Source organism: Actinomycetota bacterium (genome assembly GCA_005888325.1).
Lineage (GTDB): Bacteria > Actinomycetota > Acidimicrobiia > Acidimicrobiales > AC-14 > AC-14.
In genome coordinates this window covers 18,655-35,954 of record VAWU01000068.1, presented here as the reverse complement: position 1 = coordinate 35,954, position 17,300 = coordinate 18,655, and the positions used below count along the sequence as shown (strand labels likewise).

At 70.9% G+C, this 17,300-nt stretch carries 11 protein-coding genes and 2 pseudogenes; 11 read left to right on the top strand and 2 right to left on the bottom strand.

Annotated elements, in window-relative coordinates; translation table 11 throughout:
• Nucleotides 1-22: 22 nt before the first annotated feature.
• From truB to E6G06_20135, 3 genes are read left to right on the top strand one after another with little or no spacing between them, the layout of a single operon-like run.
• A complete protein-coding gene (gene truB / locus E6G06_20145) occupies nucleotides 23-1,012 on the top strand; it encodes a tRNA pseudouridine(55) synthase TruB (GenBank protein ID TML86583.1) in 990 nt (329 codons plus the stop codon).
• Between the two features lie 12 nt (nucleotides 1,013-1,024).
• Entirely contained in the window at nucleotides 1,025-1,966 is a 942-nt protein-coding gene (locus E6G06_20140; GenBank protein ID TML86582.1) for a bifunctional riboflavin kinase/FAD synthetase, read from the top strand.
• Nucleotides 1,963-3,339: a glycosyltransferase family 4 protein gene (locus tag E6G06_20135; GenBank protein ID TML86581.1), complete on the top strand. Its 1,377-nt coding sequence runs from the start codon at nucleotides 1,963-1,965 to the stop codon at nucleotides 3,337-3,339. Before E6G06_20140 ends, E6G06_20135 begins: the two co-directional genes overlap by 4 nt.
• On the opposite strand, the gene E6G06_20130 is transcribed toward E6G06_20135, so the two are convergent.
• Entirely contained in the window at nucleotides 3,314-4,321 is a 1,008-nt protein-coding gene (locus tag E6G06_20130; protein TML86580.1) for a YihY/virulence factor BrkB family protein, read from the bottom strand. The two genes, E6G06_20135 and E6G06_20130, sit on opposite strands and share 26 nt — an antisense overlap.
• Here E6G06_20130 and uppS point away from each other — a divergent pair.
• Nucleotides 4,274-4,999 (top strand): di-trans,poly-cis-decaprenylcistransferase, encoded by a 726-nt coding sequence (gene uppS, locus E6G06_20125; protein TML86579.1) that lies wholly within the window; start codon nucleotides 4,274-4,276, stop codon nucleotides 4,997-4,999. The two genes, E6G06_20130 and uppS, sit on opposite strands and share 48 nt — an antisense overlap.
• Nucleotides 4,935-5,723, top strand: a complete 789-nt coding sequence (gene recO, locus E6G06_20120) for a DNA repair protein RecO (GenBank protein TML86578.1) — start codon at nucleotides 4,935-4,937, stop codon at nucleotides 5,721-5,723. The genes uppS and recO overlap by 65 nt, the downstream gene beginning before the upstream one ends.
• A 45-nt stretch (nucleotides 5,724-5,768) precedes the next feature.
• Here recO and E6G06_20115 read toward each other — a convergent pair.
• Nucleotides 5,769-5,846 (bottom strand): annotated as a pseudogene (locus E6G06_20115) (cellulose-binding protein).
• 805 nt (nucleotides 5,847-6,651) lie between these two features.
• Between E6G06_20115 and E6G06_20110 the strand changes: the two are divergent.
• From E6G06_20110 to rpoD, 6 genes and pseudogenes are all read left to right on the top strand, one after another.
• On the top strand, nucleotides 6,652-7,950 hold the full coding sequence (locus tag E6G06_20110) for a glycine--tRNA ligase (GenBank protein ID TML86577.1): 1,299 nt from the start codon (nucleotides 6,652-6,654) through the stop codon (nucleotides 7,948-7,950).
• On the top strand, nucleotides 7,947-9,464 hold the full coding sequence (locus E6G06_20105) for a nucleotide pyrophosphatase (GenBank protein ID TML86576.1): 1,518 nt from the start codon (nucleotides 7,947-7,949) through the stop codon (nucleotides 9,462-9,464). Before E6G06_20110 ends, E6G06_20105 begins: the two co-directional genes overlap by 4 nt.
• An 11-nt stretch (nucleotides 9,465-9,475) precedes the next feature.
• Nucleotides 9,476-12,127, top strand: a complete 2,652-nt coding sequence (locus E6G06_20100) for a pyruvate, phosphate dikinase (protein ID TML86575.1) — start codon at nucleotides 9,476-9,478, stop codon at nucleotides 12,125-12,127.
• Nucleotides 12,128-12,144: 17 nt separating this feature from the next.
• A pseudogene (locus tag E6G06_20095) lies at nucleotides 12,145-14,116 on the top strand (S9 family peptidase).
• A 66-nt stretch (nucleotides 14,117-14,182) separates the two neighbouring features.
• Nucleotides 14,183-15,994, top strand: a complete 1,812-nt coding sequence (locus E6G06_20090; GenBank protein ID TML86574.1) for a DNA primase — start codon at nucleotides 14,183-14,185, stop codon at nucleotides 15,992-15,994.
• Nucleotides 15,991-17,295, top strand: coding sequence for an RNA polymerase sigma factor RpoD (gene rpoD, locus E6G06_20085; protein ID TML86573.1), 1,305 nt, complete (start codon nucleotides 15,991-15,993; stop codon nucleotides 17,293-17,295). The genes E6G06_20090 and rpoD overlap by 4 nt, the downstream gene beginning before the upstream one ends.
• The last annotated feature ends 5 nt before the right edge of the window (nucleotides 17,296-17,300 follow it).

Here is a 17,300-nt window from a genome sequence, read left to right as displayed (position 1 = left end):
ACCAGCTTCGAGCGGGGGTCGGGTGATCGACGGGCTGGTGGTCGTCGACAAGCCTGCGGGGTGGACGTCGCACGACGTCGTCGCTCGCTGCCGGCGCGTCTTCGGCCAGAAGCGGGTGGGGCACGCGGGCACGCTCGACCCCGGCGCGACCGGCGTGCTGCTGGTCGGCCTCGGTCAGGTGACTCGCCTGTTGCGGTTCGTCGCCGAGCTGGCGAAGTCGTACGAGGGTGAGATGGTGCTCGGGATCGAGACGACCACGCTCGACGACGAGGGCGACGTCGTCGTCGAGCACGAGATGCGCGACGTCGCCCTCGACGACGTGCGGTCGGCCGCGGCGCGCTTCGTCGGCGAGATCGATCAGGTGCCACCCATGGTGTCGGCGGTGAAGGTGGGCGGCCGGCGGCTGCACGAGCTGGCGCGGCAGGGCGTCGACGTCGAACGTCCGGCCCGGCGCGTGCGGGTCGACCGCTTCGACGTCGCCGACACCCCCGCCGCCAACGTCTACCGAATCGTCGTCGAATGCTCGTCCGGCACCTATGTGCGTGTGTTGGCCGCGGACGTGGGCCGGGCGCTCGGCGGCGGCGCGCACCTCCGGCACCTCCGGCGCACCGCGATCGGCGCCTTCGGGCTCGACCGTGCGCAGCCGCTCGACGCGATCGGCCCCGACTCGGTGCTGGCGCCCGCCGCGGTCGTCTCCCATCTGGAGCGCTGCATCGTCGACGCCGGCTTGGCGGCCGTCGTCGCCCACGGTCGGGTGCTCGGGCTCGAGGCGCTCGGCGCGGCCGGCGACGGCCCGTGGGCCGTGCTCGACGAGCGCGGCGCGCTTCTCGCCGTCTACGAGCGCTACGACGCGGACCGGGCCAAGCCCGCGGTCGTGCTCGCGCCCTCATCCTCCGATTCTCTGAACGATCCACGGAGCCAGAGGGACCCCGATCGTTCAGAGAACGAGGGGGCGGCCGGGAGCGGGGACACGGCCACAGCGGCCGGGAGCGGGGACGCAGTTGACCGGTAGCCTCCATCGCCGATGGAGGTGATCACCGACCTGCGCGCGTGCCCGGCGCTCGACCGCGGCACGGTCGTCACCATCGGGTTCTACGACGGTGTGCACCGCGGTCACCAGGCGCTCATCGGGCGCGTGCGCGAGCTGGCCGCGACACGCGGTTGCGCCACCGCGGTCGCCACGTTCGACCGTCATCCGGCGATGATCGTTCGGCCGAGCTCCGCGCCGCAGCTGCTCACCGACCTCGACCAGCGGATCGAGCTGCTCGCGGCGAGCGGCGTCGACTATTGCGTCGTGATCCACTTCGACGAGGCGCGCGCGGCCGAGCCCGCCGAGGAGTTCGTCACCGAGGTGCTCGTCGACTGCCTGGCCGCGCGCGCCGTCGCGGTCGGCGAGGACTTCCACTTCGGCCGCGGCCGCGGAGGCGACGTGGCCCTGTTGCAGCGGCTCGGTCCCCGGCACGGCTTCGACGTGGTGCCGTTCGGGTTGGTCGAGGGGGCCGGCCTCGTCGGGCCCGTCTCGTCGACTGCCATCCGCAAGCTGCTGGCCGCGGGCGAAGTGGAGGCCGCGGCCGATCTGCTCGGCCGCCCGCACGAGGTGCGCGGTGTCGTCGAGCGCGGCGACGGCCGCGGCCGCGAGCTCGGCTTCCCCACCGCCAACGTCGCCGTGCCCGCCGAGATCCTGCTGCCGGCCGACGGCATCTACGCGGGCTGGTACGAGAGGCCGTCGGGCGCGGTCCACGCGACCGCCATCTCGCTCGGACGCCGCCCCACGTTCTACGCGGACGCCGAGGCCTCGCTGCTCGAAGCCCACCTGCTCGACTTCGACGACCTCCTGTACGGCGAACGGGCTCGCGTCCGCTTCGTCCGCCGGCTGCGGGGCGAGGAGCGCTTCGAGTCGGTCGAGGCGCTCGTCGACCAGATGGGCCGCGACGTGGCCGCGGCGCGCCAGGCACTGGCGAGGTGAGGGCTGCGCGGGTCACGAAGGGCCGCGTCGTCATGGGGCTGCTGTTCTTCCCCCGCGGCGGCTCGGCCCAGGTGGCGCGCTATCTGGCCCCGTGCCTGGGCGATGCGGGCTGGACGGTCTCGCTCGTCACGGGGTCGCTCGGGCGCGACGGCGACGAGACCCATGCCGGCACCTTCTTCGCCGGCCTCGACGGCGTGCACGCGCTCGACTACTCCGATCCACACGTGCCCATGCACCCGTCGTTCGAGGACCGGCCCGGCGCCCCCGACCCCGTGCTCGCGCGGGTGCCGCCATCGGATGCGCAGCCCCTGGCCGCGCTCTGGGACGACCCGCTCGTCGCGGCCGGAGGTGACCACGCCACCCTGTTCCACCTCCACCACCTGACCCCCCAGCACGAAGCGGTGGTCCGCCGCTGGCCCGACGCGACGATCGTGGCCCACCTCCACGGCACCGAGCTGAAGTTCCTCGAGGCGGTCGAGCGCGCGCCCGATCGGTGGCCGCACGGGAGGTTCTGGTCGGAGCGCCTCCGGGCGATCGCGGCGCGTTGCGACCACCTCGTGGCGGTCAACCCGGAGGACACCGAGACCGCGGCCCGCCTGCTCGACGTCGATCCCGATCGGGTCACGCCGATCCCCAACGGCGTCGACATCGAGCGCTTCACCCCGCGAGAGGTCCCGCGGCGCGAACGGAGGGCGCGCCTTCGGCAATGGCTGGTCGACGATGCCCGCGGGCGCGATCCCTCCGGTGCCGTCGTGCGCTACTGCGACGCCGACCTCGAGGTGTTCGCAGCCGGCCCGACGCTGTTGTTCGTCGGGCGCTTCACCGACGCCAAGCGTGTCCCCCTCCTCATCCGCGCCTACGCCCGGGCGCGGTCGCGCTTCGACACGCCCGCGCCGCTGTTGGTGTGGGGAGGAGCCGCGGGCGAGTGGGAGGGGGAGCACCCGCACGCGGTGGCGCAGGAGGTCGGTGACGAGGGCGTCTTCTTCACCGGCTGGCGGGGGCACGACGACCTTCCCCTCGGCCTGGCACAGGCCGAGGTGCTCGTGATGCCGTCGGTGAACGACTCGTATCCGCAGACCCCGCTCGAAGCGATGGCCACAGGCCTCCCCGTCCTCGCGACCACGAGCGGAGGCTTCCCGACCATGATCAACACCGATGCCGCCCGACCCGACGGGTGGTTGGTACCGCCCGACGACGTGGATGCGCTCGCCGACGCGCTCGTCGACGCGGTGAACCGACCCGACGAGCGCGCCCGTCGCGCGACCAACGCCCTCGCGCACGCACGCTCGGTGTTCTCGTGGACGGGGCTCGTCCCGCGCTTCGAGGACGTGTACGCGCGGGCCCGCGTCAGGTCAGCCGCTCGCGCACGCTGACGTCGGGCTGCGTCTCCATCGCGCCGTCTCGACCCGCGGTCGCAGGCACGTCACCCGGGACGTTCGGCACGTCGACCTCTACCTCGAGCGTGCCGTGGTCCTCCTCCCAACGGACGACGTTGAGCACGCTCGCGTACACGAGCAGGCGGCCGAAGAACAGGAGCCATGCGAGCGTGGCGAAGACGATGCCCAGCGTCCCGTAGAGCGCCTGCGACGACGCGACGAGGCGCGGCACGTAGATCGAGCCCACCGCCTTCAGGATCTCGAAGCCCACCGCGCCGAACACGGCGCCGGGCACCAGTGCCTTCCATCCGACGTCGCGGTTGGTCAGCACCTTCATCGCCCACAGCCACAGCGCGAAGTTGACGGCGAGACCGGCGAGGATGCCGAGCGGCGCGAGGAGCCCGGGAAGGAAGTTGAGAACGGTCGTGATGCCGAACGACGCGGCGAAGATCACGAACGCGCCGCCCAGCCACACGAGGCCCCGGAGCTTGTCGCGCAGCCCCCGGCCCCGCACCTGCCAGGTCGCGTTGAACGCATATTGCAGCGCGCCGACCAGACCCAGCCCCGACCACAGGAGCCCGAGGAAGCCGACGACCGACGCCGCCCGGCGGCTGTGTTCCGCGGAGCTGATCGCCTTCTTCATGGTGGTGGCCGCGTCGCCGGTGAGCCCGAGGTTCTTCACCAGGTCGTTGGCCAGGCTGGGGTCGTTGGAGGACACGAAACCCACGACTGCGATGGCGACCAGCAGCAGAGGGAAGAGCGCGAGGAAGGCGGACAGGGTCACCGACGCCGCGAGCTGGTTGCCGTTGACGTCGCCCATGCGCACCTGCGTCCGCAGGGCGGTGCCGAACCACGGCCAGCGCTCGCCGAGGGGCCGCAGTTTCTCGAGCACGGCAAGGACCGTACCCCCCGAGGCGGTAACTTCCACTCGATGCCCCTGACGATCGACGAGATCGACCCTCGACGCATCCCTGCCCATGTCGGCTGCGTGATGGATGGCAACGGGCGCTGGGCGCAGAAGCGGCGGCTGCCCCGGACGGAAGGGCACGCGGCGGGGGAGGAGGCGCTGTTCGACACCGTCGAGGGCGCGCTCGACCTCGGCATCAAGTGGCTCACGGTCTACGCGTTCTCGACCGAGAACTGGCGGCGCCCGGCCGACGAGGTGCGCTTCCTCATGCAGTTCAACGAGTCGATCCTCGTGCGGCGGCGCGACGAGCTCAACGACCGCGACGTGCGCATCCGGTTCGTGGGCCGGCGCGACTGGCGCGTACCCAAGCGGCTGGTCCGTCGGATGGACGAGGCGTTCTCGCTCACGGCCGGCAACCGCACGATGACCCTCACCATCGCGTTCAACTACGGCGGCCGCGCCGAGATCGTCGACGCCGTGCGCGCGCTGGTGGCCTCCGGCACCACGGCCGACAAGATCGACGAGCGCGCCATTCGACGCCATCTCTACGACCCCGAGATGCCCGATCCCGATCTCGTCGTTCGCACGTCGGGCGAGTACCGCATCTCCAACTTCCTGCTCTGGGAGCTGGCCTACAGCGAGCTGGTGTTCACCGACGTGCTCTGGCCCGACTTCCGGCGCGAGCATCTGTTCGAGGCGGTGCGTGAGTTCCAGCGGCGCGACCGTCGCTACGGCGGGGTCGACGGGTAGCCGCGTGGGCCTCTACCGCGACCAGGGAGTCGTGCTGCGCTCCATCCGGCTCGGTGAGGCCGATCGGATCGTCTCGTTCATCACCGAGGGACGGGGCAAGGTCCGCGCCGTCGCCAAGGGCGTGCGCAAGACGAAGAGCCGCTTCGGTGCCCGGCTCGAGCCTACGGTGCACGTGTCGCTGCTGCTCTACGAGGGACGCGAGCTCGACATCGTCACGCAGGCCGAGGCCATCGACCACTTCCGTGCCGTCCGCGAGGACCTCGACCGCCTGACGCGGGCCACGCAGATGCTGGAGGCCGTCGACCAGGTGGCCCAGGAGCGCCACGCCAACGTGGCCCTCTACCAGATGCTCGTCGGCGCCCTGCGTGCGCTGGCAGCCCACGACGCGCCGCTCATCGTGCCCGCGTTCTTCTGGAAGCTGCTCTCGCTCGAGGGCTTCCACCCAGTGCTCGAGACGTGCGCGACCTGTGGCGCCACCGACGATCTCGTGGCCTTCGACCTGAGTCAGGGAGGCGTGCTGTGCAGCACATGTGGGCGGGGGGCCCTTCCGCTGGGCCCCGGCTCACTCGACCTGCTCCGTCGCATCCTCGGGGGCGGGCTCGCCCCCGCCCTCAACGAGCCCGCGGGCCCCGCCACCGACGAGATCGCCCACCTCGCGACCCGGGCCCTCGAGCACCATCTGGAGCGGCGGCTGCGCTCGATGGCGTTGCTCGATCGCGGCTGACGCTCTGTGCTCGCGTGACCCGGCCCGCCGGGTGCCTCAGCCCTTCGGCGGGGTGGTCGTGCTCGTGGTCGTTGTGCTCGTCGTCGTCGTAGTGGTGGTGGTCGGCGAGCTCCCGGGCGCCCCGCCGCCGGCGGCCATCTCGGTCTCCGGCGGGCACGGCTGGAAGAGGAGGGCGCCCTTCCACGGCGCGGGCGGCCCGCACCGATCGGCGCACCGCGAGAACGCGGCGACGAGCCCGATCCCGGGCGGCACCTGCACGACGTACTGACGCTGGTCGCCGGCACCCAGCGTCTGCACCGTGCCCTTCACGTTGAGCGCGTCGAGCAGCTCCGGGGTCGCCGGAGCCCAGTCGGGATAGACGTCGAGGCAGTCCGGACGCTTCGGCTCGAGGCCGGCGCCCTCCGGGGCTTTCTCGGGTGCGACGAACGCCCCGCCGTCGCCGAACGGCTCGTAGCGGGCGGCATAGACCGTCCCGGCCGAGCCGAACAGGAAGTCGAGGTGCGCGATCGCCTGGCCGGCGGGCGGGAACGGCGGGCGCTCCTCGGGAGAGGTGGTGGTCGTCACCACCGACGGCGGCATCTTCTCGGCGATGGTCGGCGGCGGAGGCTTCTCGGTTCCCGCGTCGGCGGCGGCGGCGCGCAGGTCGAGGGACTGGATCACCGGTGACGCCCAGAGGAGGGTGCCGCCGGCGATCGCGCCGCGCTTGAGCAGGTCCCGCCGCGTGGAACCGCCGCTTTTGTGGTGATTATCCATTGTCTCGAGCCATGCTCGGCGACCCTGCGGCCGCCACGCCCCTCCGTCGCGCCCCGGCCGACTACGCACCGTAGGATACCCGCTCCGGCTCCGCGGCCGGGCGTCGGGCGTCCGCGCAGCCCGAGCGGTCGAAACCGGGGGGGCGATCCGGAGCGTCGGGGTTACGCTCGCCCAGATGCCCGACCTCTTCGAGAACATCGTCAACCTGGCCAAGCGTCGGGGCTTCGTGTTCCCGTCGAGCGAGATCTACGGCGGCTTCCGGTCGACCTACGACTACGGGCCCCTCGGCGTCCTCATGAAGCGCAACCTGATGGACGCGTGGTGGCGGGCCATGGTGCAAGAGCGCGACGACATCGTCGGCCTCGACGCCGCCATCCTCATGGCCCCCCGGGTGTGGGAGGCGTCCGGCCACCTGGCCACCTTCACCGATCCGCTCGTCGACTGTCGCAACTGCAAGTCGCGCTGGCGGGAGGACGAGCTGGTCGACGGTGCGTGCCTCCACTGCGGCTCCACCGACCTCACACCGGCGCGCGCCTTCAACCTCATGTTCAAGACGCACGTGGGGCCGGTGGAGGACGATGCGTCGGTGACCTACCTGCGGCCCGAGACCGCGCAGGGCATCTTCGTCAACTTCGCCAACGTCCTGCAGACGACCCGCAAGAAGCCGCCGTTCGGCATCGCCCAGCAGGGCAAGTCGTTCCGCAACGAGATCACGCCGGGCAACTTCATCTTCCGCACGCGCGAGTTCGAGCAGATGGAGATGGAGTACTTCGTGCCCCCCGATGAGGGGCCCAAGTGGTTCGAGTACTGGTGTGCGGAGCGGCTTCGCTGGTACACCGACCTCGGCATCCCGGCCGAGCAGCTGCGTCTGCGACCACACGACCCCGACGAGCTGAGCCACTACTCCGCGGGCACGGCCGACGTCGAGTTCCTCTATCCCTGGGGTTGGGGCGAGCTCGAGGGCATCGCGAACCGCACCGACTACGACCTCAAGAGGCACGCCGAGTTCTCGGGCGAGCGGCTCGAGTACTTCGACCAGAAGTCGGGCGAACGCTATGTGCCGCACGTGATCGAGCCCGCGGCCGGCGTGGGCCGGCCCCTGATGGCCTTCCTCATGGCTGCATACGACGAGGACACGGTGAACGACGAGACGCGCCTCGTGCTGCGACTCCACAAGCGGCTGGCGCCCTTCAAGGCGGCGGTGCTGCCGTTGTCGAAGAACGAGCGGCTGGTGCCGACCGCGCGGGAGGTGTTCGACATCCTCAAGCCGCACTTCATGTGCGACTACGACGAGACGCAGGCGATCGGTCGGCGCTACCGGCGCCAGGACGAGATCGGCACGCCGTACTGCGTCACCGTCGACTTCGACAGCATCGACGACCGGGCGGTCACGGTGCGCGAGCGCGATTCGATGGCCCAGGACCGCGTCTCGATCGACAAGCTCGTCGAGCACCTGCGCGAGAAGCTGTCGTGACGCTCGAGCGGGCGCTCGACGTCCTGCTCGACGACGACCTCGAACCGATCGTGGAGATGGTGCTCTACCGCGACCACGGCGGCCGCGGCCACGGCGGCTACGAGGCCCGGGCGGCCGACGGCCGGGTGCGGTTCCGGCGCCACGACGAGGGCCACGGTTGGCGCTTCGAGGTCGAGGCGGTCGAGGGGCGCAACCCGCTCGGCGACCGGGCGGTCGACCGCTTCGTGGGTGTCGACGCCGAGCGCGCCGCTCCCTTCCCGCACCGCACCCGGAACGCCTACCCCTTCGCCTACGAGATGGTGGCCCAACTCTTCGACGCGCCATCGCCACCCGACGTCTGCGTGATCCACACGGCCGCGCACAACTGGGAGGACGCGGGCGGCCACCGCGGGGAACACGGCTCGCTCGACGCCGTGCAGTCGCGGGCGCCGTTCATCATCGGCGGCGCCGGGGTGCGCGCGTTGGGGAGAATCCCGCGCGCCTGCCGGCTGGTCGATGTGGCGCCGACCGTGCTTCAGCTGCTCGGCGCGGCTCCGGTGCCCGTGGGCCTGGGCATCAACGGGTCGCCCCGCGCCGACGCCCTCCTGCGGCGCCAGGACGGCGAGCCGCAGCTCGACGTGATCGACCCGTCGGCGACCAGGCCGCGCACGGTCGTGGGTTTCCTGCTCGACGGGGCCAACCCCAACGTGCTGTACGGCATGGCCGAGGCGGGTGAGGCGCCCAACGTGGCCCGGCTCATGGCGATGGGCACCACGTTCGGTCACGGCGCGGTCGCGTCGCTGCCGACGGTCACGCTCGCCAACCACACCGCCATCCTCACGGGCGCCCATCCCGGGCATCACGAGATCCTTCACAACGCGTGGTACGACCGGGCCGGCGGCCGGCAGGTCATCACGAACTCACCGGCGACGTGGGCGACTGCGATGAGATGGCTCGGGAGCGGCGTCGACACGATCCATTCCGCGGTCCGCCGCACCTGGCCCGACGACCTGTCGGTGTCGATCAACGAGCCGTGCGACGCGTTCGCCTCGTGGTCCACGTTCGAGGTCCTGCGCAGGGGCGAGACGATCGCGCGCCCACCGGCGCCCGACGAGCTCCCCAACGCCACCCAGCGCTTCGTGCGTCCCTTCAAGGACTACCGCTGGTCGTCGCGCATCGACCACACCAGCGTCGAGCAGGCGGTGGGCATCTGGAGCGGGCGCTACCGGGGCGTCGAGATGCCCAGGCCGCGGTTCATGTGGGTGAACTTCACCTTGACCGACGCCGCGTTCCACGAGGGCGGGCCTCACTCCGAAGTGGCCGCCGCATCGGTGCGAGACACCGACGCGCGCCTCGGCGAGGTGCTCGCGGCCGTCGAACGGGCCGGGGCGATGGACAGCACCGCCTTCTTCCTCGTGGCCGACCACGGCATGGAGGAGACCAACCCCGAGGTGCGCGGCGACTGGGGCGACGCCCTCCGCGCCGCCGGGATCGGCTTCCGCGACGAAGCCTTCGGCTTCATCTACCTGGTTTAGGCTCACGGGCCGTGACCTACGTCTACGGCTTCGATCACAAGCACCGCGAGCCCCCCATGAGCATGAAGGACCTGCTCGGCGGGAAGGGCGCGAACCTGGCCGAGATGACCTCCGTGCTCGGTCTGCCGGTGCCGCCGGGGTTCACGATCACCACCGACGCGTGCCGCGATCACATGCGGGAGGGCTGGCCCCGAGGCCTCGACGCCGAGGTCGCGAAGCACGTGAAGGCGCTGGAGAAGGCCATGGGCAAGCACCTCGGCGACCCCGGCGACCCGTTGCTCGTGAGCGTGCGCTCGGGCGCGAAGTTCTCCATGCCCGGGATGATGGACACCGTCCTCAACCTCGGCCTCAACGACGACTCGGTCGAGGGGCTGGCCAAGCAGACGAGCGACGAGCGGTTCGCCTACGACTCCTATCGGCGCTTCGTGGCGATGTACGGGCGCATCGTGCTCGAGATCCCCGGCGACGAGTTCGAGGAGGCCTTCGAGGCTGCAAAGCAGCTGGCGAACACGACGAACGACGCCGAGGTGCCGCCCGACCTGCTCCGCTACCTCGTCCGGTCCTACAAGCAGGTCGTCGAGCGCCACACCGGCGAGCCCTTCCCGCAGGACCCGCACGACCAGCTGCGCGGCGCGATCGAAGCCGTGTTCCGCTCGTGGGACGGCGCCCGTGCCCGCGCCTACCGGATCCGCGAGCGCATTCCCCACGATCTCGGCACCGCGGTCAACGTGCAGACGATGGTGTTCGGCAACCGTGACGACAACTCGGGCACAGGCGTGGGCTTCACCCGCGACCCCGCGACCGGCGCGCAGGGCGCCTATGGCGACTTCCTCGTCAACGCCCAGGGCGAGGACGTCGTGGCGGGCATCCGCAACACCGAGCCGCTCTCCGCGCTCGAGTCGCGTTTCCCGAAGATCTACAAGCAGCTCATGGGCATCTTCGACAAGCTCGAGGCCCACTACCGCGACATGTGCGACACCGAGTTCACCATCGAGCAGGGCAAGCTCTGGATGTTGCAGACGCGCGTCGGCAAGCGCACCGGGGTCGCCGCGCTGAAGATGGCGGTCGACATGACCAAGGGCCGCAAGTGGCACCTCACCCACGATGAGGCCGTGCAGCGCGTCAACGCCGAGCACCTCGACCAGGTGCTCCACCCCCAGTTCAAGGACAAGGACCTCAAGGTGCTGGCGAAGGGGCTCGCCGCGTCGCCGGGTGCGGCGGTGGGCAAGGCGTACTTCACGGCCGACGGCTGCGTCGACGCCGTAGATCGCGGCGAGCGGGTCATCCTCGTCCGCAGCGAGACCTCACCCGAGGACGTGCACGGCATGTCGGTGGCCGAAGGCATCCTCACCGCGCGCGGCGGGCTCGTCAGCCATGCGGCGGTGGTGGCCCGCGGCTGGGGGAAGCCGGCGGTCGTCGGGGCGGAGAAGATCCGCATCACGGGCGGAAGCTTCGCCGTCGCCGGGGTCACCGTCCGCGAGGGTGATGTCCTGTCGATCAACGGCACCACCGGCGAGGTCGTGCTCGGCGAGGTCGCGCTGTCGGCGGGCGAGGCGCCGAAGGAGTTCGACGTGATCCTCGGCTGGGCCGACCGCATCCGCGAGGGGAAGCTCGCGGTGCGGGCCAACGCCGACAACGGTCCCGACGCGGCCAACGCCCGCAAGTTCGGTGCCGAGGGCATCGGCCTGTGCCGGACCGAGCACATGTTCCTCGGCGACGACCGGTTGCCGATCGTGCGCCGCATGATCCTCGCCGACACCCCCGAGACCGAGGAAGCCGCACTCGAGGAGCTGCGCGTCGCGCAGCGGGCCGATTTCATCGAGATCCTCGAAGCGATGGACGGGCTGCCCGTCACCGTCCGCCTGCTCGACCCTCCGTTGCACGAGTTCCTGCCCGACACCGAGGAGCTCGCCGTCAAGGCGGCGACGACCGGGCTCAGCGCCGAGGAGCAGAAGCTCTACGACGCCGCCCGCGAGTGGCACGAGTTCAACCCCATGCTCGGGACGCGCGGCGTGCGTCTGGGCGTGGTCAAGCCGGGCCTCTACGCGATGCAGGTGCGCGCGCTCATGGAGGCCGCCGCCGAGCGGGTGAGGGTCGGGGGCACGCCGGTCGTGGAGATCATGATCCCGCTCACCGTCACCCGCGAGGAGATGCGCCTGGCGCGCGCCTGGGTGGAGGACGCCATCGCGCAAGCCTTGGCCGCCACGAGCGGCGAGAGGGCGAGGACCGGCGCCAAGAAGCCGGTCGACGTCATCATCGGCACCATGATCGAGACTCCTCGGGCTGCGCTCCGCGCCGACGAGATCGCAGAGGTGTCCGACTTCTTCTCCTTCGGCACCAACGACCTCACGCAGATGACGTTCGGCTTCAGCCGCGACGACGTCGAGGGCCGCATGATGTCGGCCTACCTCGAGCAGGGCTTGCTGAAGCGCAACCCGTTCGAGACCATCGACCCGACCGGCGTGGGCGAGCTCGTGCGCATCGGCTCCGACCGGGGTCGCAGCACCAACCCCGAGCTGAAGCTCGGCGTCTGCGGTGAGCACGGCGGTGACCCCGAGTCGATCGCGCTGTTCTACGACGCGGGTCTCGACTACGTGTCCTGCTCGCCGTTCCGCGTGCCCATCGCACGACTTGCGGCTGCCCAGTGCGTGCTGGCGGGGTGAGCGAGAGCCAGCCGGGGATGCAGCCCGCCGACATCGCCGGGTTGGTCGAGGTGAGCGATCCCCGCGTCTCGCCCGACGGCCGCACCATTGCCTTCGTCGTGACGACCGTCGACCTCGAGGCCAACCGGTACCGCGGTCCCGCCCCGGCCCTTCACCGCAGGCGAGCATCGCGACGGCCGCCCCCGCTGGTCACCCGACGGACGGGAGCTGGCCTTCGTCTCCCATCGGGAAGGGCAGGGGAGCGAGCTCTACGTCCTGCCCGTCACCGGTGGAGGCGAGCTGCGCAGAGCGGCGTCGTGGCCCGAGGAGATCGAGGAGCTGGCCTGGTCGCCCGACGGCCGGCGCCTCGCGTTCACCGCCCGTCAGCGCGACGACGACCGCGGTGGCTCGAAACCGGGCGGCGACACCAATGAAGGGCAGACGAAGGACAGGGACGACAGGGACCTTCCTCCCCGCCGCATCGACCGGCTGGCCTACCGCTACGACGGCACCGGCTGGACGTGTGATCGCCCGCGTCACCTCTTCACCGTGCGGGCCGACGGCAGCGGCCCCCCGACCGCCGTCACGAGCGGGCCGTTCGACCATGCGGGGGCCGCGTGGTCACCTGACGGCGACGCGCTGGCCTTCTCGGGCGGCCGGCACGACACCTGGGACCGCGACCGGGCCGTCGACCTGTTCACGGTCGGTGCCGCCGGGGGCGAGCCCCGACGGCTCACGGCCACCGGGCCGACCTTCCGCGGCCCGTCCTGGTCGCCCGACGGCTCGACGATCGCGTTCGTGTGGGGTGACCCCCGCTCGATCCCGCGCAGCACGCAGGTCGGCGCGGTGGATCGCAACGGCGGCGACCACCGATTGCTCACGTCGGCCCTCGACCGCAACTGTGCACCCATCCTGGTCGCCGCTCGCGAACCGGTGTGGGACGGCGAGGATCTCCTCTTCCAGGTCGAGGACTCGGGCAACCTGCACCTCTACCGTGTCGATGCCGGCGGCGCGGGGAAGCCCGAGCTGGTGCTCGGAGGCGACCGGTGGATCACCGGGTTCGACCTCGCCGGCGACACGCTCGCGTTCTGCGCGTCGACACCGACCGCGCCGTCAGAGCTGTTCGTGCTCGCCGGCGACGACGAGCGCCGGCTCACCCATCTCGGCCACGATCCGTTGGCGGGGCCGGCGTTGGCGGCGCCCGAGCGCTTCACCGCGACCGCGCCCGACGGGACGGAGGTGGAGGCGTGGGTGATGCGGCCGGCCGGGCTCGAGGTCGGTCACCGCTACCCGACGCTCCTGAACGTCCACGGCGGTCCGTTCGCCCAGTACGGCAACCATCTCTTCGACGAGTTCCAGATCCAGTCCGCGGCGGGATACGTCGTCCTCTATGCAAACCCGAGGGGCTCGTCGGGGTACGGCGACGCGTGGGGCCGCGCCATCCGCGGTCCCAACGTCGACGAGGATCCCGGCTCGGGCTGGGGTGGCGTCGACTACGACGACGTCATGGCGGTTGTCGACGAAGCGGTTGCCCGGTTCGACTTCGTCGACCCCGACCGCCTGGGAGTGCTGGGCGGCTCGTACGGCGGCTTCATGACTTCGTGGATCATCGGCCACACCGATCGCTTCAAGGCCGCTTGCTCGGAGCGCGCGGTCAACGACATGCGCACGATGTCGTGGACCTCCGACATCGGCACGTACTTCCAGAAGGGATACGTCGGGCGCTCGCACCTCGAGGATCCCGACGAGTACGCGCGTCAGTCGCCGGTGACCTATGTCGACGCCATCCACACGCCGCTGCTGATCCTGCACTCCGAGAACGACCTGCGCTGCCCGATCGAACAGGCCGAACAGCTCTTCGTGGCGCTCAAGCTCCTCGACCGCACCGTGGAGTTCGTGCGGTTCCCGGGCGAGGGCCACGAGCTGTCGCGCTCGGGCGCGCCACGCCACCGCGTGCAGCGGGCCGAGATCGTGCTCGAGTTCTTCGCCCGCCATCTGCAGTCGACATAGCGCGCCGCCCGCGGGCGCCCGCCGACAACGGCGGGAGGCGGAGTCGGGAGGCGGAGTCGGGCGGGTGTGGATGCGTTGGTGGCGGGCTCGACTACCGTCCCTGGTGTGGGCATCCTCGTCGATGACATCGCCCGGGTGCGGGCCGCCGTCGACTTCGTCCAGGTCGCCGGCGAGCACATCGCCCTGCGCAAGGTGGGGCGACGCTGGGTCGGACTGTGCCCCTTCCACGCGGAGAAGACCCCGTCGTTCTCCGTCAACGCCGAGGAGGGCCTCTACTACTGCTTCGGGTGCCAGGCCAGCGGCGACGTCATCACCTTTGTGCGCGAGGTCGAGCACCTCGATTTCGCGGAGGCGGTCGAGCGGCTCGCGGGACGTACGGGCATCCAGCTGCGCTATGACAACGCGGCCACCTCGCGCGACCGGCAACGCCGAGCGCGTCTGGTCGAGGCGATGGCAGCCGCCGTGCAGTGGTACCACGAGCGGCTGCTCCACGCGCCCGACGCGGCCCCGGCGCGCGCGTATCTCCGGTCGCGCGGTTACGACGGCGAGGTCGTCCGCGCGTACCAGCTCGGGTGGGCGCCGGACGACTGGGATGCGCTCGTGCGCGCGCTCCGACTTCCCGACGACGTCCTGCGCGACACCGGGCTCGGGTTCCTCAACCGGCGCAACCGCGTGCAGGACGCGTTCCGCAGCCGGGTCATGTTCCCGATCTTCCGCGCCGACGGCGACCCCGTCGCGTTCGGCGGACGCGCCATGCCCGGGAGCGACGGTCCGAAGTACAAGAACTCGCCGGAGACGCCCATCTACTCGAAGAGTCGCGTGCTCTACGGTCTCAACTGGGCGAAGAACGACGTCGTGCGTGCGGGCGAGGTCGTGGTGTGTGAGGGCTACACCGACGTCATCGCGTTCGCGCGAGCCAACCTCCCACGCGCGGTGGCCACGTGCGGGACGGCTCTGGCCGACGAGCACTTCCGCATCCTGAAGAACTTCGCTCGGCGCGTGGTGCTCGCCTACGACGCCGATGCCGCGGGACAGGCCGCGGCCGAGCGGTTCTACGAGTGGGAGCGCCTCTACGAGATCGATATCGCGGTCGCCCAGCTCCCGTCCGGCACCGACCCGGCCGACCTCGGCGCGCGTGACCCCGACGCCCTCCGAGTCGCGATCGAAGAGGCGCGCCCGTTCCTCGCGTTCCGCGTCGAGCGCGCGCTGGCCTCGGCCGATCTGCGCTCACCCGAGGGTCGAGCGCGCGCCGCGCAGTCCGCAGTCACCGTGGTGCGCGAGCACCCCAACGAGCTCGTGCGCGATCAGTACCTGATGCAGATCGCCGATCGTTGTCGCATCGAGCCCGACCGCCTCCGCGCCATCCTTCAGGTGCCCGCGTCACGCCCTTTGGAGTCACGCGCTTCGGTCATCCGAACGACACCGTCGCGTCAGCGCGAAAGAGTCGGGCCCGAGACCGAGGCGATCAAGGTGGCGGTGCACCGACCGCAAGCAGTTGTCGACCGTCTGCACGAGGTGCTGTTCTCCGACGAGGTCCATCTGAGCGCGTTCCGCGCGTTGCAGGCGGCGACCACGCTGCACGATGCGATCGAGGCAGCCGACCCCGAGGCTGCGGAGCTGCTCCAGCGGCTCGCGGTCGAGGAGACCGACGCAGATGCCGACGACGTCGTCGTCCGCTTGGCCGACGAGGCCGGCGGCCGCGCGCTGGCCGAGTTGCAGGCTGCGGTACGCGAGGGATCGGGCGACTGGACCGAGCATTCTCACTCGATCGAATGGCTCAAGCTGACCCGTGAGGAGCTACGCGAGCCCACGACGGCCGTCGATGCCAGCGTCAGGTTGGTACGCTGGCTCGTCGATCGGTTCGAGGTGGAGGAATGAGTCAGAGCATCCCAACGCTGTCCGTACCGGCTGGTGTGTCCGCTGAGGACTTCACCCGCCTGGTCGAGAAGGGCAAGCGCCATGGTTCGCTCACGCCCGACGAAGTCATGAAGGTGCTCGAGCGGGTCGAGCTCAGTCATGACCTGATCGACAACATCCGCGGTCGGCTCGCCGCAGAGGGCATCAGATTCGACGAGGTGAGCGACGTCGTCGTCGATGAGGACGACGAAGCGATAGCAGGCGCGGTCGCGGCTGCCAACGGACGCCCTGCCGCGGTCAGGTCGGCTCCGCGCCCGATCACCACGCGCGCAACCGACACCGATGCTATGCGCGGGCGCGACGCGCGCGACGAGCGCGCCGCCGGTCCGTCATCCGACCCTGTCCGCATGTACCTGAAGGAGATCGGCAAGGTCCCGCTGCTCACCGGCGCCCAGGAGGTTCGCCTGGCGAAGCGCATCGAGGCCGGTCTCGCCGCAGTGCACCGGATCGCCCAGCTCGAGGACGACTACGGCGACTGCTCGCTGATACCCGACGCCGAGCTGCTGCCGCTCGAGGCGCGTGTTCACGACGGCTTCCACGCCAAGCGGGAGCTCATCGAGGCCAACCTCCGGCTGGTGGTGTCCATCGCGAAGCGCTACCTCGGACGCGGGTTGCTGTTCCTCGACCTGATCCAGGAGGGCAACCTCGGCCTCATCCGGGCCGTCGAGAAGTTCGACTACACCAAAGGGTTCAAGTTCTCGACCTACGCCACGTGGTGGATCCGGCAGGCCATCACGCGCGCGATCGCCGATCAGGCGCGCACCATCCGCATCCCCGTGCACATGGTCGAGACGATCAACAAGGTGTTACGCGTGCAGCGTCAGATGCTGCAGGAGCTGGGCCGCGAGCCGAGCGTCGAGGAGCTGGCCGACAAGGTGCAGATGACGCCGGCGCGCGTCCGCGAGATCCAACGGATCGCGCAGGAGCCGGTCTCGCTGGAGACGCCCGTGGGCGAGGAGGACGACAGCCACCTCGGCGACTTCATCGAAGATCAGCAGGCGGTGGCGCCGGCCGAAGCGGCGGCGCGCGCGTTGCTCAACGAGGCGGTAGGCGAGGCGCTCGACGAGCTCACAGATCGCGAGCGCCAGGTGGTGCGTCTGCGGTTCGGGCTCGAGGACGGACAGGCGCGCACGCTCGAAGAGGTGGGCAAGGAGTTCGGGGTGACGCGCGAGCGCATTCGCCAGATCGAGGCGAAGACGCTCGCCAAGTTGCGCCACCCCATCCGCAGCCAGCGGCTGCGCGACTACCTCGACGAGAGCTGATCAGC